The organism is Streptomyces macrosporus (assembly GCF_039533145.1).
Classification (GTDB): Bacteria; Actinomycetota; Actinomycetes; order Streptomycetales; family Streptomycetaceae; genus Streptomyces; species Streptomyces macrosporus.
In genome coordinates this window covers 262,652-286,537 of sequence record NZ_BAAASZ010000006.1, presented here as the reverse complement: position 1 = coordinate 286,537, position 23,886 = coordinate 262,652, and the positions used below count along the sequence as shown (strand labels likewise).

Here is a 23,886-nt window from a genome sequence, read left to right as displayed (position 1 = left end):
CTGCCGTGGGAGAAGGGACTTGAGGCGGTGTGAGGGACGGAACAGGGCTGGTGCATGGCCGTGGTGCTCTTTTTCCTGGTGTGCCGGGCCGTCCCGGGCGCGGCGGGTTGCCGGAGCCCTGCCGTCCGCCTGTGGACGGCAGGGGTGGTGGACGGGTGGGACCGTCCGGCGCGGTCCGGGAGGGCGTCCCGGACCGCGCCGGCCTCGTCGCCGGGCCGTGGCGCCCGCGGTCCGTACGGAGGTGGGGGGATCGGAGGGATGGTCGGTACGGGGGAGAGGACGGGGGCGATGGCGGTGCGGCGCTACACGGCCATGCCGTAGACGATCGTGAAGAGGGTGCCGAGCGACCCGATGATGAAGACGCCCGTCAGGCCCGCCACGATCAGACCCTTGCCCTGCTCCGCGCTGAAGGTGTCGCGCAGGGCCGTGGCGCCGATGCGCTGCTTGGCCGCGCCCCAGACGGCGATGCCGAGGCACAGGAGGATGGCGACGGCCATCACGACCTCGATCATCACGCGGGCCTCGTTGCCCAGGGATCCGAACGGGCCCCAGTCAGGGGCGATTCCGCCGATGATGGTGTTGATGTCGCCCTTGTCGGCTGCCAGAAACATGGTGTGTTCACCGCCCCGGATGGGATGTTGGAGATGCGCTTCACTTGGATTCTGACACGGTTGCGGCCGAATCGGCAGTGAACTCGGGCTCGATGGGGGAGGGTTGAAGGGTGCGGAAGGCGTGGGTGGCGGTCGGAGTCGGTCTGGGGCTCGTCATGTGCTTCATGGCGCTGCTCGTGATCGGTACGTACAGCGCCGCGTCGAGCCTCCTCGGGGGGCGCGGCGGGGCCGTCGCGTTGGCGAAGGGAGCGGTGCCGGCGGCGTACCGGTCCCTGGTGCAGAAGTGGGGCAACCACTGTCCGGCGCTCAACCCCGCGTTGCTGGCCGCCCAGCTCTACCAGGAGAGCGGTTGGAACCCCAGGGCGCAGAGCCCGGCCGCGGCGCAGGGCATCGCCCAGTTCATCCCGGGCACCTGGGCGACGCACGGCGTCGACGGGGACGGTGACGGGGACCGGGACGTGTGGGACCCGAAGGACGCGATCCCGTCGGCCGCCAAGTACGACTGCGCGCTGGCGAAGCACGTCGAGGACGTCCCCGGCGATCCGACGGACAACATGCTCGCCGCCTACAACGCGGGCCCGTACGCGGTGGTCAAGTACGGCGGCGTGCCCCCCTACCGCGAGACGCGGAACTACGTACAGGTCATCCGGAAGCTGGAGAAGAGCTTCGCCGCGCCGGCCGGTCGCGTGTCCCCCTCGGAGCGGGCGGCCGGGGCGATCGACTTCGCGCAGAAGAAGCTGGGGACGCCGTACCTGTGGGGCGGGGACGGGACGCCGGAGGACGGCGGGCGGTTCGACTGCTCGGGCCTGACGAAGGCGGCGTACGCGAGCGTGGGGGTCGAGCTGCCGCGCGTCGCCAACGACCAGTGGAACACCGGCCCGCATCCGAAGCGGGACGAGTTGCTCCCGGGCGACCTGGTGTTCTTCGCGCACGATCTGAACGACTCGCGGTCGATTTACCACGTGGGCATCTACGTGGGCGGTGGCTATATGATCGACGCGCCGTACACGGGCGCGAAGATCCGCTTCGATCCGATCGACACCCCCGACTACTTCGGGGCGACGAGGCCGACGGCGCCGTGACCCCCGGGGCTCCGCACGCCCCCGGTGAGCGGAGCACGAGGCGTGGGTCTCGGACCGCGGCGACGGATCACCCTCCGATAACGTCCGCGTGATCGTTCGGTGGAGGTTGGAACGTGCGGCTCGGGCAGGGCGTTGTCTTGTCCGAACAGAGCATTCCGCTACCAACGGGGGTCGGCAGCGACGAGTGAAGGGCAGCAACGCGATGGCTGAATGGGACAACCCCGACGTCGAGCTGCTCTACGACATCAACGGACTGGCCAAGGACGCCCCCGGATGGGCCGACCACCTGATGGAGTACGTGGGGGAGTACGGCACCATCGTGGCGCTGGCGCTGCTGGGCGTGTGGGCCTGGTGGATCGCGCGGCGGCGGACGGACGCGGTGAGCGCGGTGGCCGGACTGGTCTGGGCACCGCTGGCGGCCGGGGTGGCGCTGCTGGTGAACGTGCCGATCCGGGGATTCGTGGAGCGACCCAGACCTTTTCTGACCCACCAGGGGTTGGAGGTGCTGGTGGACGGGAAGAGAGACTTCTCGTTCGTCAGCGACCACGCGACGCTGGCGATGGCGCTCGCCGTGGGGATCTTCATGGTGAACAGGAAGCTCGGCCTCGTCGGCATCCTGGTGGCGGTCTTCGCGGGGTTCTGCCGGGTCTACATGGGGGTGCACTACCCCACCGACGTGATCGGCGGCCTGGCGCTGGGCACGGCCGTGGCGCTGCTGCTGGCCCCGGCGGCGCTGGCGCTGCTGACGCCGCTGCTGCGGGCGGTGGCCGCCTCTCCGGCCGGCCGCCTGGTGTGCGCGCCGGAGGTGGCGGAGCGGGCCGCGGACCCGGCGGCGCGGCGGCCGTACGACCGCGATCTGGCCGCCTGAGGCACACCTGAGGCACATCCGCGGATCGACCGGTTCCGCTCGGGTTCCATCCGGAGACCCGGCCCCCTTCGCGGGGCCGGGTCTCGGTGTTTCCCGGGGCGTTCTCGGGGGTGCCGCGGAGCGTTCTCCGGGCTCTCCGCCCGGTTCCCTCGGGGGCCGTGCCCCGGCCTCACGTCTCCCGGCCGCCCGGATGGTCCGCGGCGTCCCGACGGGCCTGTGAGCGGGCCCGCCGGGCCGGTCCGCGCCATCCGCAGGTGCAGACCGCGCTACAGAACGCGCCCTTCTCCGTGGTCGAGGTGTGGTGCTCGTCGGGCCGTGTCGACCGCTCTCCGACGTCCTTCTGCTGCACGTGCCCACGGTACCGGCCGTGACGGTGGCCGAGAGCCGTCGTTAATCGGATCGAGTTGCATGGCTTGTTCTTGGGGGTCGGCAGACGATGGTGGTCAAGCGCGGGCGGAAGGCCGCAGTCCTCGCGGCCTGTGCCGGAGTGGTGCTGACGACCCTGGCCGCCGCCGGGTGCTCCGAGCGGGGCGCCGCCGCGGCGGACGTGAGCGCCGCGGAGGCACGGGCGGCCGTGCGGAAGGCGGCCGAGGTGCTGGCGCGTTCGGGGACCTCCCGGGCGCGTACGGCGGTGGAGACCGACAGCGGCGGCACCCGCGTCACCATCCGGGGCTCGGGCGTCTTCGACTACGGGGAGCGGACCGGGCGGTTGGAGGTGGTGCTGCCGGGCGAGGCCACCGAGAACGGCGAGCGCCGGCCCATCGTGGAACTCGTCACACCGGACGCGCTCTACATGAGGAACCGGGGAGCGGGCGTCCCCGACGACAAGTGGGTGCGCGTGGACACGGCCGGCCTGCCGGACGGGAATCTGGTCACGGGGGGCGCCACGGACCCGATCAGCGCCGCCGAACTGCTGCGCGGCGCGCGGTCGGTGTCGTTCCGGGGCGAGGAGCGGCTGCACGGGGAGAAAGTGCGGCACTACCGCGGCACCGTGGACCTCGCGGCGGCGGCGCGGGAGGCCGAGCCGGGGTCGCGGAAGCGGCTGGCCGCGGCGGCGGAGGGGCTCTCCCGTCGGGCCGTGCCCTTCGACGCGTACGTGGACGAGCGGGGCCGGTTGCGGAAGGTCCGGCACCGCTTCGCCTTTCCGGCCACGGCCGGCGTGCCCGGGCGGGGGAGGGGCGGGGAGGTGTCGGTGGTCTCGACGACGACGCTGTACGGGTTCGGGGTGCCGGTGGAGATCGGGCTGCCCGAGCCGGAGGACATCTACACCGGGAGGATCGCCGCACCGTAGCGGTGGGGTGACGGCGCGTTCCGGCCCTCGCCGTCGGCGACCGTTCCTAGCCGGTGACGGTGGCGTGAAATGGTCCGGACGTGCCATGCGCCGCGGGTGCGTTCCTTCCTACCCTGGAAGTCCGTGTGCGCGAGAGGGGAGCCGGAGGAGGTGGTGCGCGTGTCCGGCGGAAACGGCGGTCCACTGGTCCAGGACCGCGTGGCCCTCGACGAGATCGAACTCTACGGCGAGCTGATGATCGCGGCCTCGACCGCGGCGGAGGAACGGCTCAGCCCCGCGCGGATCGACGAGGTGCTCCGGGTCGGACGCGACGCGGAGAGGACGGCCTGAGGCCGGCCCCGAAGGCGGAAGTCCCGGAGCCCGGGGGTCAGGTGCGCAGCAGGCGCGCGATGGCGGCCGTGGCCTCCTCCACCTTGGCGTCGATCTCGGCGCCGCCCTCGGCCGCCGCGTGGGCCACGCAGTGGCGCAGGTGCTCCTCCAGGAGTTGGAGCGCGAAGGACTGGAGCGCCTTGGTGGAGGCCGAGACCTGGGTGAGTATGTCGATGCAGTAGACGTCCTCCTCGACCATGCGCTGGAGGCCGCGGATCTGTCCCTCGATGCGCCTCAGCCGCTTGAGGTGGGCGTCCTTCTCCTTGGCGTATCCGTGCGGACCGTGGACGGTCTCTGGACGGGTGTCGGCGGTCGTCATACGGTCCTCCCGTGGTCGCCGTGAGAATGATACCCCCGCTGGGTATATCGTACCGAATGTTCCGTTCTGGGGAGCCGCGAGGCATGAGCCCCGGTACGGAGGGCACGGTTCGATGGGTGACACTGAAGAACGCCGGTTCGCTGTGACCGGATGATGTACCTAGCATCATCGAGACCGACAACGAGGCACCCCGAGGAATCCCAGTGCGCTTTCGTCTGACCCCCAGGGAGACGAGCTTCTATGACATGTTCGCCGCCTCCGCGGACAACATCGTCACCGGTTCGAAGCTCCTGATGGAACTGCTCGGGGCTGAAACATCGGCACGGTCCGAGATCTCGGAGCGCATGCGCGCGGCCGAGCACGCCGGTGACGACGCCACCCACGCCATCTTCCACCAGCTGAACTCCTCCTTCATCACGCCGTTCGACCGCGAGGACATCTACCGGCTCGCGTCGTCGCTCGACGACATCATGGACTTCATGGAGGAGGCCGTCGACCTGGTCGTCCTCTACCAGATCGAGGAGCTGCCCAAGGGCGTGGAGCAGCAGATCGAGGTCCTGGCGCGCGCGGCCGAGCTGACCGCGGAGGCCATGCCGAACCTGCGGACGATGGACAACCTCACCGAGTACTGGATCGAGGTCAACCGGCTGGAGAACCAGGCCGACCAGATCCACCGCAAGCTGCTCGCCCACCTGTTCAACGGCAAGTACGACGCCATCGAGGTCCTCAAGCTCAAGCAGATCGTGGACGTTCTGGAAGAGGCGGCCGACGCCTTCGAGCACGTGGCGAACACGGTGGAGACCATCGTCGTCAAGGAGTCCTGAACCACGTGGACACCTTTGCGCTCGTCGTGACCGTCGCGGTCGCGCTCTTCTTCACCTACACCAACGGCTTCCACGACTCCGCGAACGCCATCGCCACGTCCGTCTCCACGCGGGCGCTCACGCCCCGGGCGGCGCTGCTGATGGCCGCGGTGATGAACATGGCCGGTGCCTTCCTGGGCAGCGGCGTGGCCAAGACCGTCAGCGAGGGGCTGATCGAGACCCCGCACGGCGACAGCGGGATGGGCATCCTGTTCGCGGCGCTGGTCGGCGCGATCACCTGGAACCTGATCACCTGGTACTTCGGCCTGCCGTCCTCCTCCTCGCACGCCCTCTTCGGCGGCATGGTGGGCGCGGCGCTGGCGGGGGGCATCGCGGTGTACTGGTCCGGGGTGTTCGAGAAGATCGTCATCCCGATGTTCGTCTCGCCGCTGGTCGGGCTCGTGCTCGGCTACCTGGTGATGGCGGTCATCCTGTGGATGTTCCGCAGGGCCAACCCGCACAAGGCCAAGCGCGGTTTCCGCATAGCGCAGACGGTCTCGGCGGCGGGGATGGCCCTCGGACACGGCCTGCAGGACGCGCAGAAGACGATGGGCATCGTGGTGATGGCCCTGGTGATCGCGGACGTCCAGGACCACGGCCAGATTCCGGCCTGGGTCAAGGTCTCCTGCGCGCTGATGCTCTCCCTGGGCACGTACGCCGGCGGTTGGCGGATCATGCGGACGCTGGGACGCCGGATCATCGAACTGGACCCGCCGCAGGGCTTCGCCGCGGAGACGACGGCGGCGTCGGTGATGTACACGGCGTCGTTCATGTTCCACGCGCCGATCTCCACCACGCACGTGATCACCTCCGCGATCATGGGCGTGGGCGCCACGAAGCGGGTGAGCGCCGTGCGGTGGGGCGTCGCCAAGAACATCGTCCTGGGCTGGTTCATCACCATGCCGGCGGCCGCGCTGGTGGCGGCGGTGTGCTACTGGGTGGTCAAGCTGGCGATGGGCTGAGCCGCGCGCCGGTTCGGTCGTGCCGGTGACGGGCACGGGCGCCGAGCCGTACGGGCCCGAGAACGTGATGTGCCCGCCCCCCGGGAGCCGGGGGGCGGGCGTTTCGTCTTGCGGTGGCACCGCCATGCAGCACCGCAGACGGTCGTGACGGGCCGGGCGGATCAGCCGAAGCGGCCCGAGATGTAGTCCTCGGTGGCCTGCACCGAGGGGTTGGAGAAGATGCGCTCGGTGTCGTCGATCTCGACCAGCTTGCCGGGCTGGCCGACCGCGGCCAGGTTGAAGAACGCGGTGCGGTCCGAGACGCGCGCGGCCTGCTGCATGTTGTGGGTGACGATGACGATCGTGAAGCGCTCCTTCAACTCGCCGATCAGGTCCTCGATGGCGAGGGTGGAGATCGGGTCGAGCGCCGAGCACGGCTCGTCCATCAGCAGCACCTGCGGCTCGACCGCGATGGCGCGGGCGATGCACAGACGCTGCTGCTGACCGCCGGAGAGGCCGGAGCCGGGCCGGTTCAGACGGTCCTTGACCTCGTTCCAGAGGTTGGCGCCCTTCAGGGACTTCTCGACGATGTCGTCCAGCTCGGACTTCTTGTAGGAGCCGTTGAGCCTCAGACCCGCCGCCACGTTGTCGTAGATCGACATGGTCGGGAACGGGTTCGGCCGCTGGAAGACCATGCCGATGGTGCGGCGCACGGAGACCGGGTCGACCCCGCTCGCGTACAGGTCCTCGTGGTCGAGCATCACCTTGCCCTCGACGCGCCCGCCGGGGGTGACCTCGTGCATGCGGTTGAGGGTGCGCAGGAAGGTGGACTTGCCGCAGCCGGACGGGCCGATGAAGGCCGTCACGGAGCGGGGCTCGATGGACATCGAGATGTCCTCGATGGCCTTGTGGGAACCGTAGTAGGCGGTGAGGCCGCTGACGTCGATGCGCTTGGCCATGGGAATCACTTCTCTTCTGCTCGGGTGGCCGGGTCAGCGGCCGGTCTTCGGGGCCTTCCAGCGGGCTATGCCGCGGGCCACCAGGTTCAGGATCATCACGAAGGCGATCAGGACGAGGGCGGCGGCCCAGGCACGGTCGTAGGAGGCCTCGTTGCCGTTGGCCCACTGCTCGTAGATGTAGTACGGCAGGGACGACTGGGCGCCTTCGAAGGGGTTGTTGTTGATCGCCTGGGACCCGAACACCAGCAGCAGGATCGGTGCGCTCTCGCCGGCGATGCGGGCGACGGCGAGCATCACGCCCGTGGTGATGCCGCCGATCGCGGTGGGCAGCACCACCTTGAGGATGGTGCGCCACTTCGGCACGCCCAGGGCCAGGGACGCCTCGCGCAGCTCGTTCGGGACGAGCTTGAGCATCTCCTCGGTGGAGCGCACGACGATCGGCATCATCAGGATGGCCAGCGCCATGGCGCCGGCGAAGCCGGAGTAGCCGAAGTCCAGGATGATGATCCAGAAGGACAGGATGAACAGACCGGCGACGATCGAGGGGATGCCGGTCATGACGTCGACGAAGAAGGTGACGGCCTTGGCGAGCCTGCCGGTCCCGTACTCGACGAGGTAGATCGCGGTCAACAGGCCGATGGGCGCCGCGATCAGCGTGGCGAGGCCGACCTGCTGCACGGTGCCGATGATGGCGTGGTAGATGCCTCCGCCGGGCTGGAGGGTGATCACGCCGTTCATGGAGTGGGTGAGGAAGTAGACGTCCAGCACCTCGACACCGCGGGCGATCGTCTCCCAGATCAGGGAGGCGAGCGGGACCACGGCGACCAGGAAGCTGACCCACACCAGGCTGGTGACGAGCCGGTCCTTCGCCTGACGCCTGCCCTCGACGATCGAGGCGAGGACGTAGGTGGCCACGATGTAGAGGATCGCGGCGATCAGGCCCCACTGGACGCGGCTGGCCAGTCCGGCCGCCAGGCCGATGCCGACGCCGATGCCCGCGGAGAGCACCGCCAGGCCGGCGGGAGCCCAGCGCGGGAGGCGGGGCTGCTTGAGCGTGCCTCCGGGGAGCGGCGTGGCGACCGGGGGCTTTTCCATGACTGCGTTGCTCATCAGGCGTTCGCCCCCGAGTACTCCTTGCGGCGGGCAATGATCATGCGGGCGGCGCCGTTCACCAGCAGGGTGATGACGAACAGGACGAGACCGGAGGCGATCAGGGCGTCACGGCCCAGGTCGCCGGCCTCCTTGAAGCCCGCGGCGATGTTCTGTGCGAAGGTGCCGCCGCCCGGGTTGAGCAGGCTGACGTTGATCAGGAAGCTCGGGGAGAGGACGGTGGCCACCGCCATCGTCTCGCCGAGGGCGCGGCCCAGGCCGAGCATCGAGGCGCTGATCACGCCGGAACGGCCGAACGGCAGGACGGCCATCTTGACGACCTCCCACCGGGTGGCGCCGAGCGCGAGCGCGGCCTCCTCCTGCATCTTCGGGGACTGCTTGAAGACCTCGCGGCTGACGTTGGTGACGATCGGCAGAATCATGATCGCCAGGAGGATGCCGGCGGTGAACAGCGAGCGCGCGGCGCCGCCGTCGTAGGCGAAGACGCCGGTCCAGCCGAGGTACTCGTCGAGCCACTCGTACAGGCCGGTCAGGTGCGGCACCAGGAACAGGGCGCCCCACAGACCGTAGATGATGCTGGGGACCGCGGCGAGCAGGTCGACGACGTACCCCAGCGGCGCGGCCAGCCTGCGCGGGGCGTAGTGCGAGATGAACAGGGCGATGCCGACGGCCACCGGGACCGCCAGCACCATCGCGATGATCGAGCTGACGACCGTGCCGTACGCCAGGACCGCGATGCCGAAGACCGGCGGGTCGGCGTTGGGATTCCACTCGAAGGTGGTGAGGAAGTTGCCCTCGTTCTGGGCGATGGCGACCACGGCCCGCCAGGTGAGGAAGACCGCGATGGCGGCCATGATCACCAGCAGGGTGATGCCGGACCCCTTGGAGAGGCCCAGGAAGATCCGGTCGCCCGGCCGGGCGGCCGAGTTTCCGGGTGGCGCCTTGGGCGGGGGAACGGATGCGGTGGGTGCTATGTCCATGGTGTCTCCGGTCTGATGAGGGGGGTCATCCCCTGGCGGCGGTGCACCGGATGGGTTGATCGCGTGCGGATGGGGGACGGGTCGGCGGACGCGGCCGGGCGGCCGGACCCGCTGTCGGTGCGGGGCCGGCCGCCTCGGGCGTCAGGCGAGGGAGTCGATGGTCGAGCGGACCTTGGTGATGATCTCGTCGGGGATCGGGGCGTAGCCGGCCTCGGCGAGGGACTGCTGGCCGTCCTCGCTGGCCGTGTAGCTCAGGAAGGACTTGGTCAGGTCCAGGGACTCCTTGTTGTTGCCCGTGTCGCAGACGATCTCGTAGGTCACCAGGACGATCGGGTAGGCACCCTCGGCGTCGGTGGCGTAGTTCAGCTCCATGGCCATGTCCTTGCCCTCGCCGACGATCTTGCCCTCGGCGATGGCCTTGGAGGCGTTCTCGACGGTGGCCTCGACCGGCTTGCCGGCGCCGGTGTCCAGGTCCACGGTCGGGATGCTGTTGCCGGTGGCGTAGGAGAGCTCGAAGTAGCCGATGGCGCCCTCGTTGTTCTTGACGTTCGTGGCGACGCCGGAGGAGCCGTCGGCCGACTGGCCGCCCTTGCCGGCCCAGGCCTTGGAGGGCTCGTACTTCCAGGACTCGGGGGCGGCGGCGTGCAGGTACTCGGTGAAGTTGTCGGTGGTGCCGGACTCGTCGGAGCGGTGGAACGCCTGGATCTTGGTGGACGGCAGGTCGACGTCCGGGTTCAGCTTCTTGATCGCCTCGTCGTCCCACCGGGTGATCTTCGAGTCGAAGATCTTGGCGATGGTGTCGGCGTCCAGGACCAGGTTCTCCACGCCGGGGAGGTTGTATCCGACGGCCACCGGGCCGCCGACCATCGGCAGGTTGATGCCCTGGCCGTTCTTGCAGATCTTCTTGGACTGCTCGATCTCCTGCTCGTCCAGGGCGGAGTCGGAGCCCGCGAAGCCGGTCTTGCCCTGGAGGAACTCCTGGATGCCCGCGCCGGAGCCGGTGGGCTTGTAGTTGATGCCGACGCCCTCGCAGGCCGCCTGGTAGTTCTTGATCCAGATGTCCATCGCGTTCTTCTGGGCACTGGAACCGGAGGCGAGCAGGTTGCCCTCGCCGTCGCACTTGATGTTGCTCGCGGCCTTGGTGCCGCCGCCCGCGTTCGTGCCCCCGGTGTTGTCGTCCGAACCACAGGCGGTCAGCACCAGGGCGCTGGAGACCGCGACGGCGCCGACAGCGATCGCGCGAAGCCGGTGGGTGGGCTGAAGCTTCACTTCGTTCAGTTCCTTCCTGGGGCCCGCCGGTGGGGTCGGCAAGCGATGAGTAACCGGGACGTCTTCAGGATGTGGAGCGGTCCGCATCCGCCGGCGACCGGACGCGCACCCCGTAAGGCCGAAATTAGGCAGGACAGGTGAAGCGCCCGACGGCCGAGAGTGAACGCGAGGTGAACCTCGGCGGACGGCACAGTTGCGTGGCTTTCCCCCGTACGGGGGGCGTGCGCCCCGCGCAGGTGCGCGCGCGGTCTGTTGCCGGGGCGTGTGGTCGTGGCACTATCCCCGGCGGTGACTCGTTACGCACGGGTAGGCACGGCGTGGAAGGGAGACGCGTGGGACGGCAGGGGGAGGGCGCTCGGGAGGCCCGCCGTGGGGCGCTGACGGGAGCCGCGGTCGCGTGCGCGCTCGTGTGCGCGCAGCTCGCGCTGCTGGTGGGGCCCGCGGGGAGCGCGTACGCGGACCCGGGCGGTCCCGGGCCGAAGGAGACGCCGGGAGCCGGGGCGCCCGACGGGCCCTCCGCCGGCGAGGAGCCCGCCGACGAGGAGAGCACCGCCCGGCTGGACGAGATCCGCAAGAAGATCGAGAAGCTCCACGACAGGGCGGAATCGGCCACCGAGGAGTACAACGCGGCCAGTGAACGGGCCGAGAAGCAGCGGTCCGAGATCGTGCGGCTGGCCCAGGCCATCGCACGGACCCGGGGGCAGCTGGCGGACCTGACGGACCGGGCCGGCGCGATGGCCCGCGCCCAGTACCGCGGCAGCGGACTGCCGCCCGAGGCGCGGCTGGTCCTGGAGGACGACCCGGAGGACTTCCTGCGCGACCTCGGCCTGCTCCGCAAGGGCGAGCGGGCGACCGAGGGCCTGCTGGGGAAGCTGCGGAACGCCCGGAAGAACCTCGACGAGTACGCGGACGAGGCCACCGGCCGGTGGGCGAAGCTGGAGTCCGACCGCAAGAAGAAGGCGGCGGCGAAGAAGAGGGTCGAGGCCGAGCTGGAGAAGGCCGAGGAGCTGGAGTCCCGGCTCGCGGCCGAGGAGCTGGAGCGCCTGAGGGAGCTGGAGGACGAGGCGGCCTGGGCGCGCCAGGCGAGGTGGCTGGACACCGGCGTGCTCGACGAGATCGACGGCAGGGCCTCGGCGCGCGGGAAGAAGGCCATCGCGTACGCCATGGCGCAGATCGGCAAGGACTACGAGTGGGGCGCCGAGGGCCCCGACACCTTCGACTGCTCGGGCCTGATGCTGCGCGCCTGGGAGGCGGCCGGCATGCGCATCCCGCGGACCTCGCAGGAGCAGTGGCGGCGACTGCCGAAGGTGGAGATCACCGACATGCGCCCCGGCGACCTGATCGTCTACAAGAAGGACGCCGGCCACGTCGGGATGTACGTGGGCGACGGGATGATGGTCCACGCCCCCCGGACCGGGCGGCAGATCACCCTGGCCGGAGCGGGTTCGCTGCCGATCCTGGGGGTGGTACGGCCGGACGAGTAGGCGCGCCGGCCGGCCGCCCCGGCCGTTTGGCATATGCCACAAAGCATTCCGCGCACCCTGCGGGGACCGATAAGGTCGCCCGGGGCGTCCTCACCCGGACGCCTGTGTGCCCTCGGGGGGAGGGAAGAGGACTTCGGACATGCCCGTATCGATGGGCAACGAGCCGGCGACCGCGGCGCTGCCGCGGCAGTCGACCGAGCCGGAGGCGGTCTCCGGCAGCCTGACCCTGCTGGTCATCGAGGACGATCCGGCCGGCTCCCTGGCGATCCCCGAGATGCTCGACGCCTCGGGGGAGCGGGTGCGGGTCCGTACCGCCCGCAACCTCACCGAGGCCGAGCGGCTGCTCACCGACGACGTCCACTGCATCCTGCTCGACCTCGCCCTGTCCGACGGCGCGGCGGCCAGGGGCGGGGAGGGGGACGAGCTGGCCATCCTGCGCAGGGTGCTGCGGCTGGCGCCCCGCCACGCGGTGCTGGCGCTCACCGCCGAGGACGACGCCGAGCGCGCGGCCGAGGCCGTACGGGTCGGGGCGCAGGACTTCCTCTTCCGCGGCGAGCTGGACGGGCGGCTGCTGAGCCGGGCCATCCGGTACGCGGTCGAGCGCAAGCGGGCGGACCTGGCGCAGCGGCAGCTCACCGAGTCGCGGCTGCGGGCCCAGGAGAACGCCCGGCTGGAGCGCGGACTGCTGCCGACGCCGCTGCTGGACGGCTCGGAGCTGCGGTTCGCCGCCCGCTACCGGCCGGGACGGTCACGGGCCCTGCTGGGCGGTGACTTCTACGACACCGTGCGCACCGCCGACGGCACCGTCCACGCGATGATCGGCGACGTGTGCGGGCACGGCCCGGACGAGGCGGCGCTGGGGGTGGAGCTGCGGATCGCCTGGCGGGCGCTGACCTTCGCCGGGCTCTGCGGCGACGAGCTGCTGGGCACCCTCCAGCGGGTGCTGGAGCACGAGCGCTCCAGCGAGGAGATCTTCGCCACCCTGTGCACGGTGGACATCGCCCCGGACGGGCGGCGGGCCGGGGTGTGCCTGGCCGGTCACCCCGCGCCGCTGGTCGCGGGGGGCGGGCGCGGTCCGCGGCTGCTGCCCGACGAGGACTGCGGCGGCCCGGCGCTGGGGGTGCTGCCGAACGCCCGCTGGCCCCGCATGCAGGTGGAGCTGGGCGGGACGTGGAACCTGATGATGTACACGGACGGGCTGATCGAGGGCCGGATCGGCCAGGGCGACCGACGGCTCGGCCAGGACGGCATGCTCGGGGTCGTCGCACAGCGGATGGCGGCCGGGCTGCGCGGCGAGGAACTGCTGGACGCCGTGCTGGCGGAGGTGCGGGACCTCAACGGCGACGAGCTGACGGACGACGTGGCGGTACTGCTGCTCGACCGGGGCTGACCCCCGCCGCCCGTCCGCCCGGAAGCGGTCAGCGTCCGCCGTTGTACGGCCCGTAGGGTCCGTCGCTGCTGCTGCCGCGGCGGAAGCCGCCGCCCCGGCCGCCCTCGCCGATCCGGATGAGCGCGGGCCGCACGTCCACCATGTACACGATGTTCGCGATCAGGCCGGCGATGACCAGCAGGAAGAAGCCGGGGACGAGCAGGTTCGCGGCGGCGGTCAGACCGAGGATGATCAGCCAGAACTGCTTGGTGTTCTTGTCCGCGGCCCGGTAGGCGTCCTCGCGCCGCAGGACCGCGTCGACGAAGCAGAAGACGGCGAAGACGAGCAGGCCCAGGCGGACCCAGGACATCAGTCCGTAGAAACCTTCCAACAGCACGTTGGCCACCATCCCGTCCGTGAGCCGGTCATCGGCTCTCCACGCTACCGGCCGAGGGGCCGGACACGAAGGGTGTGCCCGGCCCCGGCCCGTTTCACGACTCCGACGTCTCCTGCTTCGACGCCTCCTGCCGCGGCGTCTGCTTGGCGGCCTTCTTCGCGGCCGTCTCCTTCTTCGCGACGGCCTTGGGCGTGGGGGGCGCGGCGGTCTTCCTCGCGGTGGCCGGGGCGCCGGCGGTGGTCTTGCGCGGCGTGGCGGTCTTCCGGGCCGCCGCCTTCTTCGCGGCGCCGGTCTGGGTGGTCCTGCTGCGGGCCGTGGTCCTCCGGGCGGCCGCCGCCCTGGCCTGGGGCTTCTTCTCCTCCTCTTCCACGACGACGACCTCGCTGCGCCCGCGGGCCCTGCTCAGGTCCTTGCCGGCGCCGTTCTTCTCCCCGCGCCAGGTCTGCACCGCATCGCGTCCGCGCTCGGCCAGCTCGCCGTACCCCTCGCGCGCCTTGACGGCGTACTCGGCGGCGAGTCCGACGCCCTGGAGGGCCAGGTGCTGGGCCTGGTCGCGGAGCTTCTTGAGGTCGGTGTCGATGCCGGACAGCGCCGCGGTCAGCTTCGACTGGGTCTGCTTCGCCTGCTGGGCGAGGCGCTCCTGTACGGCCTTGGGGTCCGCCGCCTTCTCCCGTACGGCGGCCAGGCGCTCGGGTGCCGTCTCGCGGAGCTTGTCGATCAGCCCGGCGGCGAAGTACAGCGGGGTGGGGCTGGTCAGGACCTTGCGGATGTCGTTGGTCTTGGTGGTGGTGGGCATTGAGGGTCCCTCCTGGTCATGGGCTCGTGGGCTTCGCTTCGGTGGAGGGGGCGTCCTCGGCCTCCGCGCTGGAAGCGTCGTCGGTGTGTCCGTTCTCCTTGCGGAACGACCCGTAGATCTGCAGCAGCACCTGCTTCTGCTGCTCGTTGATCGACGTGTCGGCCAGGATCGCGCTGCGCACCTCCAGCCCGGCCTGGTCCCTCTCGTCGAGGATCCCGGCCCGGACGTAGAGCGTCTCGGCGGATATCCGCAGCGCCTTGGCGAGCTGCTGGAGGATCTCCGCGCTGGGCTTGCGCAACCCCCGTTCGATCTGGCTGAGGTACGGATTCGACACCCCGGCGGCGTCGGCGAGCTGCCGCAGGGAGAGCTGCGCGTTGCGCCGCTGCTCCCGCAGGAACTCGCCGAGATTGCCGACATGCAGTGAAGCCATGCCTCCACGGTGCCTTGTTCTGCTAACTTTTGCAAGCAAGTGCTTGCAGGAGTGTTATGCCTGCCCGGTTCGGGGACCGGACCGCCCCTCACGCCAGGTGCACCTCCAGCGCCGCCCGGACGGCCGACTCCAGGGCGCCCTCGATCCAGGCGGTCCTGATCGAGGTGTGGTCGCCGGCGAAGAACAGCGGGCCCTCCCGGGTGCCGGCGTGCGGGAAGAGCTCGGTGTGCTGGCCGGGCAGCGGGACGGCCGCCTCGCCGCCCGCGTACGGGTCCCGCTGCCAGCTCTGGGTCCGCCCGACCCCGGTGTGGAAGACCTCCACGCGCTGCCCGTACACCTGCTGGAGGCCGCGCAGGGCGTACGGGTAGCGGTCCTCGTCGTCCAAGGCGTCCCAGCGCCGCGCGTCGTCGGCCCAGCCGTAGGAGGCCAGGACGACCCCGCCCTCGCTGCCCTCCACGCGGTGCGAGGGGAGGAGCACGAACCGGTTGGGGTTGTCGCACACCGAGCCGCCGCCGGTGACGCCCGCCGCCTCCGGCTGGTCCCGGGAGACCCAGCGGTACGCGGCGTAGCGCACGCGCCGGGCCTCGGAGACGTGGCCGCGCGGCACGGACGGGTGCGCGCCCAGCAGGCTGCCGTCGTCGGGCGCGCGGCCCGTGCGGTAGTCGTCGTACAGCCCCGGCCGCACCTTCTCCAGCTCGCGCCGCCAGTCGGCCTCGTCGAACTCCCACCAGCGGCGGCTGAACTCCAGCAGCACCTTGGTGGCGCTGTCGTAGTGCAGCTCCGCGACGGCCCGGCGCTTGCCGTACGACAGCGACGGGGCGATCTGCACGTGCCGCAGCGCGGGGAAGGGCACGGTGACGACGGCGCAGTCGCCGGTGAACTGCTCGCGCACCACCGTGCCGTCGCGGCCCTCGGAGACGGTGTCGATCCACACCCGCGGTCCGTCGGGGCCGATGTGCGGGGTGTCGTCGCGGTCGCCCTCCCCGTCCCCGCGGTACTCGATGCGGGTCGCGCGGCGGTCGAGCCGCACCCGGTGGTGGATCCGCTCCAACAGCGCGTCGGTCAGCGTGGCGGTGCCGCCCTCCAGCTCCCAGTAGGTGGGGCCGGGGCTGACCAGGGACCAGCCGACGAAGCTGTGGAGGAAGGAGAGCGGGAGCCGGGCGGTGAGGTTCTCCAGGGTGCCGATCAGGTCGATCGTGCGCTCGTCGAGCGCCGCGTGCTCGGCCAGGAAGCGGTGCATCGACCAGTGGCCGAACCGCTGGACGATCCGCGCCCAGCCCGCCAGGCGCTCCGGCAGCGGCTTGTCCAGGCGCCGGCCGTCGGAGCCGACCGTGCTGTACTCGTCGCGGATCGGGTCCAGGGCGCGGAGCAGGATCGTCGGGGCGGGGACGTCCACGTACGCGTCGGGCACGCCGAAGGAACGATTCACGGCCCGCGGCGACCGCAGGTAGTCGGCGCGGCGGACCCGGATGCCGTTGACGTCGATCCACGAGCGGTGCGCGGGCCGGCCCCGGTCGTCCACGTCCACGTGGTGGAAGCGGCGGCGCTTCAGCCCGAGCCGGTCGATCAGGCCCATGGTCAGCTTGTGGTGGCCGGGGATGCGCATGGCCCCGGCCTCCGCGTACTGCCGGGGGTCGGCGAAGGGCTGCCCGGCGCGCTCGTGGCCGCCGGAGCGGAAGGTCTTCACGCGACCGCCCACCCGATTGCCGTTGGCCTCGATGACGGTGACGTGGTGTCCGGCCTGGTCGAGCAGCACCGCGGCGGCCAGCCCGGCCGGCCCCGCCCCGACGACCAGCACCTTCTTGGGCGGCCGGGCGGTGCCGGGGACGGCGCGGGGCAGGCCCTCGTGGTGGAGGACCTTGGCGTACCGCGGGACCAGTTCGTTGTCGTTCTCGTCCAGCAGGAGGATGGCGCGGGCCACCGCCAGACAGGTCTCCCAGTCGGCGGCGCCCGCGGCGGCGGGCGTGTCGGGGGCGGAACGGGCCGGGGGCGCGGGGGCGGTGACACCGAGTCCGGCGACGGCGGCGACCGTCCCGGCACCCGCGGTGAACCGCCGCCGCGACAGAGGCGCGTCGGAGGTGTGGTCCTGGTGCATGGGCTCTGCCTACGGCCGCGCCGCCCCGCCGGACCGTCGGCACACGGGAGGGACCGTCGAATTCCCCCATACGGCACGCCCGTTCGGCGCGAAAAGCCGTTGATTCGGGGGTGGGCGCGTGGGGCATGGTGCCCCCATGGAGACCGCGATCCCCGACCTCGTCACCCTGCGCCCCCTGGACGAGGAGCTGCTGTCCGCGCTGTTGGCCACGGCCGTCGCCGAGGCCGACCCCCGCGAGGTGATGCCGCCGACCGAGGAGGACGGGCCCGCCGGGTGGACGGAGCCGCGCCGGGAGGCGTTCCTGCGCTTCCACCGGTCGCGCTCGCTGGGTCCCGAGCCGGCGGAGGACGTGTACGCCGTCGTCGTGGCGGAGACGGGCGAGACGGGACGGGTGGAGGAGACGGTCGCGGGAGCGGCCCGGCTGGTCCCGGGCCCGGAGCCGGACACCGTCGAGGCGGGGCTGTGGCTCGGACGCTCCTACCGGGGCCGGGGAGTGGGCACGGCGGTGTTCGCCCGTCTCGTCGAGACGGCCCGCGAGAGCGGCGCCGCCCGCCTGTTCGCCCGGACGAGTACGGCCAACGCCGCCACCCGGCGCATGCTCACGGCGGCGGGCGCCGAACCGGAACGGCACCAGGACGGGACGGTCACGGCGTGGCTGACCCTGCGCCGGCCGGCCTGACGGTTCGGGCGGGGCGGAGGGGAACCGGTCCGCGGGGGATTCCCCCACGCCTTCGGGACGGGCGCCGCCCGGACATAAGCCCGACGTCTCGCCTCTGTGGCGACTAGCATCACCGGTTATGGAACTCCGGCAGTTGCAGTATCTGGTCACCGTGGTGGAGGAGGCCGGCTTCACCCGCGCCGCCGCACGTCTGCACGTCGCCCAGCCCGGCGTGAGCGCGCAGATACGGCAACTGGAGAAGGAGCTGGGCCAGCCGCTGCTGGACCGCTCCGGCCGGTCGGTGCGCCCCACGGAGGCGGGCGAGGCGGTGCTGCCGTACGCGCGGGCCGCGCTCGCCGCCGTCGAGGGCGTGCGCCACGTCGTGGAGGAGTACACCGGGCTGCTGCGCGGCCACGTCACGGTCGGGCTGTTCTCCGCCGCGGCCACGCACGACCTGGACGTGGTCTCCGTGCTGGCCGACTTCCACGACGACCATCCGCGGGTCGAGATCACCCTCACCGAGGACGTCTCGGACCGGATGCTCGCCGCCCTGCACCGCGGCGAACTGGACGTCGCGGTGATCGGGCTCACCGGCGAGGAGCCGCCGCCGGGCGTCTCGCTCCAAGTGGTGATCGACGAGCCGCTGGTCGCGGCCGTCCCCCCGGACGACCCGCTCGCCTCCCGAGCGGACCGCGCGACCGTCACGTTGGCCGCCCTCGGCGACCGGACGCTGATCAGCCTCCCGCGCGGCACCGGGCTGCGCGGCGTCCTCGACCGGGCCTTCGCCGAGGCCGGGGCCCGGCCCCGCGTCGGCTTCGAGGCCGCCGCGCCCCACGTCCTCGCCGAACTCGCCGCGCGCGGCCTGGGCGTGGCCGTGCTGCCGGCGGCCTCGGCGGCCGAACACACCGACCGGCTGCGGGTGTTGGAGATCGTCCGGCCCCGGCTGCGCGGCCGGATCGCCCTGGCCTGGCGCACGGACGGCCCGGCCGCCCCCGCGGCCCGAGCCTTCCTGGACCGGCTGCGCAAGGCCCTCCCCGGGCCGACGATCCCGGCCGGGGCATCGGCGTAAAGGACGGGCGACGGGCGGGGAAGGGGCCGCACCCGGCCGGAGACGGCGACACGCCCGGATTCCGGCCACGGTCGGCGACGGACCTGGCCGAAACGGAACGGACGGCGATCGTCGCCGTTCCCTAGGCTCGGCGCATGGTCATCTGGTTGAACGGCACCTTCGGCGCGGGCAAGACCACCACCGCCGGCGAACTGGTCGCGCTGCTGCCCGAGGCACGGATCTTCGACTCCGAGCAGGTCGGCTCCATGCTGCGGCACGTCCTGGACTCGGTGCCGGTCGACGACTTCCAGCAGTGGCCGCCCTGGCGCGGCCTGGTCGTGGAGACGATCGGGCAGCTCCTGGACTACCTCGGCGGCACCCTCGTCGTCCCGCAGACCGTGCTCGTGGAGCGGTACTGGACGGAGATCCGCGACGGTCTGGCCGCCGCCGGGATTCCCGTCCACCACGTCCTGCTGCACGCCGACGACGCCGCCCTCGTCCACCGCATCGAGACCGACACCAAGCCCGAGAGCGCGGGCGCCGGGCAGTGGCGCCTGGACCGCCTCGCCGCCTACCGGGAGGCGCTGCCGTGGCTGCGGCGGGAGGCCGAGGTCGTCGACACCACGCGCCTCCCGCCGGACCGCGTCGCCCGGACGGTCGCCGGCCGCGTGGGGTGAGCCCGGCCGGTCCGCGTCCGGCCCGGCCCGGGGAAGAGACACGGGAGGAGCGCCCTCGTGCCGTACGGTCCCGCGTCCGACGCCGTCGAGGACGCCCTCTTCGGCGAGATCCGCGTCCGGTCGTACCTCGGGACGGGAAGGGTCGAGGTCGAGGGTCCGGCGGTGCCTCCCGTCACGGTCCACCGGGCCCCCGGGGCGGAGCGCGGGGGCCGCGTCGCCATCGGCGTCCGCCGCGCCGGCCGCCTCGCCGTGACCGTCGACGGCGAGCCCGCCTCCGTCTCCCCGGGCCGGGGCCCGCGCCGCCGCGCGGTGCGCGTCACCCACCGGGGGAGCCGGTACCGGCTGAAGCCGCGCCGCCTGCGCCGCGGGCGATCGCTGCTGACCAGGGACGGGCACCGCCTCGGGCACTTCCGCTCCGACGGCCGGCGGGCGCCGGCGGAGTGGAGCGGGGGCGCCTCGGTGTCGGCCCGGGACGCCGCCGTCGGGTACGCGCTCGCCGCCGCCTTCGGCCGGTGGGAGGAGCCGTGGTGGTCCAAGGCGTTCGACAGGGCCGGCGACCTCCTCGACGCGGTGTTCTCCGGCTGAGACCGCCCGCTGTCCCGACCGCGCCTCATCCGCGCCGGTGGACCTCCTCGCCGCGGATGTGGGTCTCGGCCACCCGCACCCGGTCGATCTCCTCGACGGGCACGGTGAACACGTCCCGGTCCAGGACGACGAAGCTCGCGTCGTACCCCGGCGCGATCAGCCCCACACCCGGAAGGTCCGCGAGCCGGCGGGCGCGCCCGGTGTAGAGCAGCAGCGCCTGCGGCACGGTGAGCGCCTGCTCCGCGACGATGTCCGCGCCGTTGTACGCCCGGCGGGTGACGGCGGCCTGGACGGAGGTGAAGACGTCGTCCGGGTCGGCCCAGGTGGTGGCCGGGGCGTCCGACGACAGCGCCAGCCGGTCGAGCCCGGCGTACAGGCTCCGCAGCGGGTAGGCGCGCCGGTACCGCTCGGGCGACAGGTTCCGCACGTAGCTGTCGTGCTCGGCGAAGAAGAACACGATCTGGGTGACGACCCCGAAGTCCATGCGGGCCGCCCCGATCCGCCGCACGTGCTCGTCCGTCATCAGGGTGGCGTGGTCGATCCGCACCGACGGGACGCCCTCCAGCCAGGGCTCCTCGTCGGCGAAGAGGTCGATCACGTGCCCGATCGCCCGGTCGCCCATGGCGTGGAAGACCAGTTGGAGCCCGTTGCGGCGGGCGTAGGCGTGGGCGGCGCGGATCGCCTCGTCGGTGAGCGTGCGCATCCCGTGGTCGTCGGAGCCGGGGTAGGGGTCGGCCGTCCAGGCGGTGCGGTTGGAGATCGAGCCGTCCATGAACAGCTTCAGGCCGCCGACCCGCACGTCGCCCGTGCGGGCGGAGGCGGGCAGGTCGGGCGGGGTGCCGTCGGAGGCGGCCGTCAGCGCCGCCCAGTCGTAGTAGAGGACGACCCGCTGCCGCATGCCCGACTCCCGGGCGCCGCGGTAGAGGTCGAGGTGGTCGTACGGTTCCCGCCGGGCCATCATGTCGGTCACGGCGACGATGCCGCGCTCGTCGTAGTGGGCGGCGGTCCCGGCGAGTTCGCGCACGGCGTGCGCGTGGTCCCGCGTCTCCTTGGCGGCGAGCACCGCGTCGTTGGCGGCCAACTCCATCAGGACGCCGTCGGGTTCGCCGTCCTCGCGGCGGCCGAACCGCGCCCCCGGCGGGTCCGGGGTGTCCCGGGTGATGCCCGCGAGTTCGAGGGCGCGGGTGTTGCAGACGCCCGAGTGGCAGTCCGAGCGCCGCACGTACACCGGCTGGGTGGTCGAGACCCGGTCCAGGTCCGCGGCGGTCGGGGTCCTGCCCTCGGCGAGCTTGGACTCGTCGTAGCCCCACCCCTCGATCCACACGTCCTCGCCCCGCCCGGCCCTCGGGGACCGGCGCAGCGCCTCGACCATCTCCTCGATGTTGCCGACGTGGGGCGGGGTGCAGGCCACCGCCCCCAGGTTCCCGGCGACCAGGGACGGGTGGGTGTGCACGTCGACGAAGCCGGGCAGGACGGTGCGGCCCTCCAGGTCGACGCGCTCGACGTGCTCGTCCGTCGGGGCGTCGGCCGTCTCCCCGACCCACACGACGCGTCCGTCCGCCACGGCGAAGGCCGACACGAAGTCGTCCTCGCCGCGCCCGGTGAAGACCTTTCCGTTCACGTGGAGCCGCTGCGGCATGGCGCCGGCCTTCCTTCCCCTCGGTCCTCTCGGTGACGTCCGGCGCGGGGCGCCCGGCCGGTCGCGCGGTGTGGGCGGTGTCGGTGGTCTCGGTGGCCTCGGTGGTGTCGGGCCCTTCGGCCGTGCGGTCGTGATCGTCATGGTGGCACCGCCCGCGACCCGCGGGAAGCCCCGGTCGTCCGTTCGTCCGCCGGTCACCGACTCGCCACGCCCGCCCGGTAGGTGTGGCCCCGGCACGGGAACCGGGGGGCGCGGTCGGACAGGGGAGGGTGTGGAACTTTCCTTGCGAGCCCGCGTGCGGGCCGGTGATCCGGCCGCGTTCGGGGAGCTCTTCGACGAGTACGCGACGGTCGTCCACCGCTACGCGGTCCGTGTGACGGGGGACTGGTCGGCGGCCGAGGACGTGGTGTCGCTGACGTTCCTGGAGGGCTGGCGGCTGCGGGAGACGGTGCGTCCCGACGGGGAGAGCCTGCGTCCCTGGCTGCTGGGCATCGCCACCAACGTCATGCGCAACACCGCACGCGCGGCGCGGCGGCACCGCGCCGCGCTCGCCCGGCTGCCGGCGAAGGAGGTGGTGCCCGACTTCGCCGACGAACTGGTCGGCCGGATGGCCGACTCCGAGCGGCTGGCGGCGGCCCGAAGGGCCCTGGCCCGGCTGCGCCGGACCGAGCGCGAGGTGTTCGTGCTGTGCGTGTGGTCCGGGCTGGACTACGCGGCGGCGGCCGAGGCCCTGGGCGTGAAGGTCGGCACGGTGCGCTCCCGGCTCTCCCGGGCCCGGGCCCGGCTGCGCGGGCTGACGGACGCCGAGTTGGAGCGCCCACGGGAGGCGACCCCACGGCAGGCGACCGGAGAACCGGAACCACCCGCCGGCCGCGGACAGGTACAGGGCGGCCGCACCGAAGCGGCCCGGTCGACACGAGAGAGGACGCGATGAACGCCACTCCCCGGCGGAGCCCCGAACTGGCCGAGCGCGAGGAACTGGCCCGGCTGCTGCCGCCCCCCGGCGCTCCGGACCTCCCTCCCGGCCGGCACCGCCTCCTGAAGGAGCACCTGATGCGAGAGATCCACCATGCCGCCGCGCCGGCCGCGCCCGCCCGCCCCCGCCCCGGGCGCCGCCTGGCCCTGATCGCGGTACCGGCGCTGGTCGCGGCCGCCGTGGCCGCCGGAGTGACGGTCGGCGGGGCGTCCGACGGCGGTGCGCCCCCGGCGGCCGGCACCACCGTCGCCGGCGGCGAGCGGCAGGAGGCCGTGCGGCTGCTGGACCGCGTCGCCACCGCGGCGTCCGCCCGGAAGCCCGCCGAGGTCCGCGACGACCAGTACGTCTACGTCCGGACCCAGGGCACCCGCGAGGTCGGGGACGAGGGCACCGACCGCATCCGGCGCGAGGACTGGCACGCCGTGGACGGCGAACGCGACGGCCTCGCCCGGCTGGACGTCCTCTCCGGACCCTCGAAGGACGGTCCCGCCTCCGAGGAGGGCCACGACATCAGGCTGGAGGCCGACCCGAACCGGACCGTCTACCGGGAACTGGAGAAGCTGCCCACCGACCCCGACACGCTGCTGGAGAAGCTCTACGCCGACACCGCGGGCCAGGGGCCGAGCCGTGACGAGGCGGTCCTGGAGACGATCGAGGCCATGCTCCCGACCGCCACCCTCCTGCCCGAGGTGAACGCGGCGCTCTACCGGGCCGCGGCGGAGATCCCCGGCGCCACCGTGGACCACGACGCGCGGGACGCCGCCGGACGGCGCGGGGTGGGCCTGGTCTTCGAGGACGCCCGCGGGGGCGAGGTGGTCTGGGTCTTCGACAGGACCGAACTCACCTACCTCGGTTCGGAGGAGACGGCCGTGCTCGGCGTCGGCGTGGTCGACGAGCCCGGCCGGACCCCGGCCCGCCCCTCCGACGACCGGACCGTCTGACCCGTCGGGACGTGGAGCGGCAGCGCGCGGAACCGTGCCTCCGGCGGCTTGTGGACAAGCCGCCGGAGGCACGGTCCGTTGTTCGGCGAGGCCGCGCCCGGACGGCGGCGAGGACGGCGGTGGACCGCG

At 72.4% G+C, this 23,886-nt stretch carries 26 protein-coding genes; 14 read left to right on the top strand and 12 right to left on the bottom strand.

What is annotated here, in order from left to right:
• Positions 1-302: 302 nt before the first annotated feature.
• The gene (locus ABD335_RS04305) at positions 303-611 is read right to left on the bottom strand and encodes a hypothetical protein (protein ID WP_031508029.1); all 309 of its coding nucleotides are present in this window, start codon (positions 609-611) and stop codon (positions 303-305) included.
• A 155-nt stretch (positions 612-766) separates the two neighbouring features.
• Here ABD335_RS04305 and ABD335_RS04300 point away from each other — a divergent pair, with 155 nt between their 5' ends.
• Together ABD335_RS04300 and ABD335_RS04295 are read left to right on the top strand one after the other, a co-directional pair.
• Positions 767-1,693 (top strand): C40 family peptidase, encoded by a 927-nt coding sequence (locus tag ABD335_RS04300; RefSeq protein ID WP_425583545.1) that lies wholly within the window; start codon positions 767-769, stop codon positions 1,691-1,693.
• A 202-nt stretch (positions 1,694-1,895) separates the two neighbouring features.
• Positions 1,896-2,561, top strand: coding sequence for a phosphatase PAP2 family protein (locus ABD335_RS04295; RefSeq protein WP_344320691.1), 666 nt, complete (start codon positions 1,896-1,898; stop codon positions 2,559-2,561).
• A gap of 169 nt (positions 2,562-2,730) precedes the next feature.
• Here ABD335_RS04295 and ABD335_RS04290 read toward each other — a convergent pair whose 3' ends face one another.
• Positions 2,731-2,910: a hypothetical protein gene (locus ABD335_RS04290; protein ID WP_344320690.1), complete on the bottom strand. Its 180-nt coding sequence runs from the start codon at positions 2,908-2,910 to the stop codon at positions 2,731-2,733.
• Positions 2,911-2,997: 87 nt separating this feature from the next.
• Here ABD335_RS04290 and ABD335_RS04285 point away from each other — a divergent pair, with 87 nt between their 5' ends.
• Both ABD335_RS04285 and ABD335_RS04280 read left to right on the top strand, forming a co-directional pair.
• Positions 2,998-3,852 carry an SCO4651 family lipoprotein gene (locus ABD335_RS04285; RefSeq protein WP_344320689.1) on the top strand — a complete coding sequence of 285 codons (855 nt, stop codon included), beginning with the start codon at positions 2,998-3,000 and terminating at the stop codon, positions 3,850-3,852.
• Positions 3,853-4,011: 159 nt separating this feature from the next.
• Complete coding sequence (locus ABD335_RS04280) at positions 4,012-4,182, top strand: hypothetical protein (RefSeq protein WP_344320719.1); 171 nt, start codon at positions 4,012-4,014, stop codon at positions 4,180-4,182.
• Between the two features lie 37 nt (positions 4,183-4,219).
• Here ABD335_RS04280 and ABD335_RS04275 read toward each other — a convergent pair whose 3' ends face one another.
• On the bottom strand, positions 4,220-4,540 hold the full coding sequence (locus tag ABD335_RS04275; protein WP_344320688.1) for a metal-sensitive transcriptional regulator: 321 nt from the start codon (positions 4,538-4,540) through the stop codon (positions 4,220-4,222).
• A 203-nt stretch (positions 4,541-4,743) separates the two neighbouring features.
• Between ABD335_RS04275 and ABD335_RS04270 the strand changes: the two genes are divergently transcribed.
• Together ABD335_RS04270 and ABD335_RS04265 are read left to right on the top strand one after the other, a co-directional pair.
• Positions 4,744-5,364, top strand: a complete 621-nt coding sequence (locus ABD335_RS04270) for a DUF47 domain-containing protein (RefSeq protein ID WP_344320687.1) — start codon at positions 4,744-4,746, stop codon at positions 5,362-5,364.
• Between the two features lie 5 nt (positions 5,365-5,369).
• A complete protein-coding gene (locus ABD335_RS04265; protein WP_344320686.1) occupies positions 5,370-6,365 on the top strand; it encodes an inorganic phosphate transporter in 996 nt (331 codons plus the stop codon).
• 161 nt (positions 6,366-6,526) lie between these two features.
• Here the strand turns inward: ABD335_RS04265 and pstB are convergent, their stop codons facing one another.
• The 4 genes from pstB to pstS all read right to left on the bottom strand — a co-directional run bounded on the left by pstB (position 6,527) and on the right by pstS (position 10,662).
• Positions 6,527-7,303 (bottom strand): phosphate ABC transporter ATP-binding protein PstB, encoded by a 777-nt coding sequence (gene pstB / locus ABD335_RS04260; RefSeq protein WP_344320685.1) that lies wholly within the window; start codon positions 7,301-7,303, stop codon positions 6,527-6,529.
• A gap of 33 nt (positions 7,304-7,336) precedes the next feature.
• Positions 7,337-8,413 carry a phosphate ABC transporter permease PstA gene (pstA, locus tag ABD335_RS04255; protein ID WP_344320684.1) on the bottom strand — a complete coding sequence of 359 codons (1,077 nt, stop codon included), beginning with the start codon at positions 8,411-8,413 and terminating at the stop codon, positions 7,337-7,339.
• Positions 8,413-9,393, bottom strand: a complete 981-nt coding sequence (gene pstC, locus ABD335_RS04250) for a phosphate ABC transporter permease subunit PstC (RefSeq protein WP_344320683.1) — start codon at positions 9,391-9,393, stop codon at positions 8,413-8,415. Before pstC ends, pstA begins: the two co-directional genes overlap by 1 nt.
• A 141-nt stretch (positions 9,394-9,534) precedes the next feature.
• Positions 9,535-10,662, bottom strand: coding sequence for a phosphate ABC transporter substrate-binding protein PstS (gene pstS / locus ABD335_RS04245; protein WP_344320682.1), 1,128 nt, complete (start codon positions 10,660-10,662; stop codon positions 9,535-9,537).
• A 332-nt stretch (positions 10,663-10,994) separates the two neighbouring features.
• On the opposite strand from pstS, the gene ABD335_RS04240 reads away from it, so the two are divergent.
• Both ABD335_RS04240 and ABD335_RS04235 read left to right on the top strand, forming a co-directional pair.
• Positions 10,995-12,146: a C40 family peptidase gene (locus tag ABD335_RS04240; RefSeq protein ID WP_344320681.1), complete on the top strand. Its 1,152-nt coding sequence runs from the start codon at positions 10,995-10,997 to the stop codon at positions 12,144-12,146.
• Between the two features lie 151 nt (positions 12,147-12,297).
• On the top strand, positions 12,298-13,536 hold the full coding sequence (locus ABD335_RS04235) for a PP2C family protein-serine/threonine phosphatase (protein WP_425583544.1): 1,239 nt from the start codon (positions 12,298-12,300) through the stop codon (positions 13,534-13,536).
• A gap of 28 nt (positions 13,537-13,564) precedes the next feature.
• On the opposite strand, the gene ABD335_RS04230 is transcribed toward ABD335_RS04235, so the two are convergent.
• The 4 genes from ABD335_RS04230 to ABD335_RS04215 form a co-directional block, all read right to left on the bottom strand.
• On the bottom strand, positions 13,565-13,912 hold the full coding sequence (locus ABD335_RS04230) for a DUF2516 family protein (RefSeq protein WP_344320679.1): 348 nt from the start codon (positions 13,910-13,912) through the stop codon (positions 13,565-13,567).
• A 94-nt stretch (positions 13,913-14,006) separates the two neighbouring features.
• The gene (locus ABD335_RS04225; RefSeq protein WP_344320678.1) at positions 14,007-14,708 is read right to left on the bottom strand and encodes a hypothetical protein; all 702 of its coding nucleotides are present in this window, start codon (positions 14,706-14,708) and stop codon (positions 14,007-14,009) included.
• A 16-nt stretch (positions 14,709-14,724) separates the two neighbouring features.
• The gene (locus tag ABD335_RS04220) at positions 14,725-15,138 is read right to left on the bottom strand and encodes a helix-turn-helix domain-containing protein (RefSeq protein WP_344320677.1); all 414 of its coding nucleotides are present in this window, start codon (positions 15,136-15,138) and stop codon (positions 14,725-14,727) included.
• An 88-nt stretch (positions 15,139-15,226) separates the two neighbouring features.
• A complete protein-coding gene (locus ABD335_RS04215; RefSeq protein WP_344320676.1) occupies positions 15,227-17,233 on the bottom strand; it encodes a flavin monoamine oxidase family protein in 2,007 nt (668 codons plus the stop codon).
• A gap of 136 nt (positions 17,234-17,369) precedes the next feature.
• On the opposite strand from ABD335_RS04215, the gene ABD335_RS04210 reads away from it, so the two are divergent.
• The 4 genes from ABD335_RS04210 (at position 17,370) to ABD335_RS04195 (ending at position 20,201) form a co-directional block, all read left to right on the top strand.
• Positions 17,370-17,912: a GNAT family N-acetyltransferase gene (locus ABD335_RS04210; RefSeq protein WP_344320675.1), complete on the top strand. Its 543-nt coding sequence runs from the start codon at positions 17,370-17,372 to the stop codon at positions 17,910-17,912.
• 118 nt (positions 17,913-18,030) lie between these two features.
• Complete coding sequence (locus tag ABD335_RS04205) at positions 18,031-18,960, top strand: LysR family transcriptional regulator (RefSeq protein ID WP_344320674.1); 930 nt, start codon at positions 18,031-18,033, stop codon at positions 18,958-18,960.
• A 134-nt stretch (positions 18,961-19,094) separates the two neighbouring features.
• Complete coding sequence (locus ABD335_RS04200; protein WP_344320673.1) at positions 19,095-19,616, top strand: P-loop nucleotide/nucleoside kinase family protein; 522 nt, start codon at positions 19,095-19,097, stop codon at positions 19,614-19,616.
• A gap of 57 nt (positions 19,617-19,673) precedes the next feature.
• Positions 19,674-20,201: a hypothetical protein gene (locus ABD335_RS04195; RefSeq protein ID WP_344320672.1), complete on the top strand. Its 528-nt coding sequence runs from the start codon at positions 19,674-19,676 to the stop codon at positions 20,199-20,201.
• A 25-nt stretch (positions 20,202-20,226) separates the two neighbouring features.
• Here the strand turns inward: ABD335_RS04195 and ABD335_RS04190 are convergent, their stop codons facing one another.
• Entirely contained in the window at positions 20,227-21,840 is a 1,614-nt protein-coding gene (locus ABD335_RS04190; RefSeq protein ID WP_344320671.1) for an amidohydrolase, read from the bottom strand.
• Between the two features lie 283 nt (positions 21,841-22,123).
• Between ABD335_RS04190 and ABD335_RS04185 the strand changes: the two genes are divergently transcribed.
• On the top strand, positions 22,124-22,774 hold the full coding sequence (locus ABD335_RS04185; RefSeq protein WP_344320670.1) for an RNA polymerase sigma factor: 651 nt from the start codon (positions 22,124-22,126) through the stop codon (positions 22,772-22,774).
• Positions 22,771-23,757: a CU044_5270 family protein gene (locus tag ABD335_RS04180; RefSeq protein WP_344320669.1), complete on the top strand. Its 987-nt coding sequence runs from the start codon at positions 22,771-22,773 to the stop codon at positions 23,755-23,757. The genes ABD335_RS04185 and ABD335_RS04180 overlap by 4 nt, the downstream gene beginning before the upstream one ends.
• Positions 23,758-23,886: the final 129 nt, after the last annotated feature.

What these genes read in the sequence shown, in the direction of transcription:
- ABD335_RS04285 (WP_344320689.1), top strand. Translation starts at nt 2,998, where the DNA reads ATGGTGGTCAAGCGCGGGCGGAAGGCCGCAGTCCTCGCGGCCTGTGCC.
- ABD335_RS04215 (WP_344320676.1), bottom strand. Translation starts at nt 17,233, where the DNA reads ATGCACCAGGACCACACCTCCGACGCGCCTCTGTCGCGGCGGCGGTTC.
- pstC (WP_344320683.1), bottom strand. Translation starts at nt 9,393, where the DNA reads ATGGACATAGCACCCACCGCATCCGTTCCCCCGCCCAAGGCGCCACCC.
- pstA (WP_344320684.1), bottom strand. Translation starts at nt 8,413, where the DNA reads ATGAGCAACGCAGTCATGGAAAAGCCCCCGGTCGCCACGCCGCTCCCC.
- pstB (WP_344320685.1), bottom strand. Translation starts at nt 7,303, where the DNA reads ATGGCCAAGCGCATCGACGTCAGCGGCCTCACCGCCTACTACGGTTCC.
- ABD335_RS04300 (WP_425583545.1), top strand. Translation starts at nt 767, where the DNA reads ATGTGCTTCATGGCGCTGCTCGTGATCGGTACGTACAGCGCCGCGTCG.
- ABD335_RS04275 (WP_344320688.1), bottom strand. Translation starts at nt 4,540, where the DNA reads ATGACGACCGCCGACACCCGTCCAGAGACCGTCCACGGTCCGCACGGA.
- ABD335_RS04220 (WP_344320677.1), bottom strand. Translation starts at nt 15,138, where the DNA reads ATGGCTTCACTGCATGTCGGCAATCTCGGCGAGTTCCTGCGGGAGCAG.
- ABD335_RS04190 (WP_344320671.1), bottom strand. Translation starts at nt 21,840, where the DNA reads ATGCCGCAGCGGCTCCACGTGAACGGAAAGGTCTTCACCGGGCGCGGC.
- ABD335_RS04205 (WP_344320674.1), top strand. Translation starts at nt 18,031, where the DNA reads ATGGAACTCCGGCAGTTGCAGTATCTGGTCACCGTGGTGGAGGAGGCC.
- ABD335_RS04225 (WP_344320678.1), bottom strand. Translation starts at nt 14,708, where the DNA reads ATGCCCACCACCACCAAGACCAACGACATCCGCAAGGTCCTGACCAGC.
- ABD335_RS04295 (WP_344320691.1), top strand. Translation starts at nt 1,896, where the DNA reads ATGGCTGAATGGGACAACCCCGACGTCGAGCTGCTCTACGACATCAAC.
- ABD335_RS04210 (WP_344320675.1), top strand. Translation starts at nt 17,370, where the DNA reads ATGGAGACCGCGATCCCCGACCTCGTCACCCTGCGCCCCCTGGACGAG.
- ABD335_RS04180 (WP_344320669.1), top strand. Translation starts at nt 22,771, where the DNA reads ATGAACGCCACTCCCCGGCGGAGCCCCGAACTGGCCGAGCGCGAGGAA.
- ABD335_RS04235 (WP_425583544.1), top strand. Translation starts at nt 12,298, where the DNA reads ATGGGCAACGAGCCGGCGACCGCGGCGCTGCCGCGGCAGTCGACCGAG.
- ABD335_RS04305 (WP_031508029.1), bottom strand. Translation starts at nt 611, where the DNA reads ATGTTTCTGGCAGCCGACAAGGGCGACATCAACACCATCATCGGCGGA.
- ABD335_RS04200 (WP_344320673.1), top strand. Translation starts at nt 19,095, where the DNA reads ATGGTCATCTGGTTGAACGGCACCTTCGGCGCGGGCAAGACCACCACC.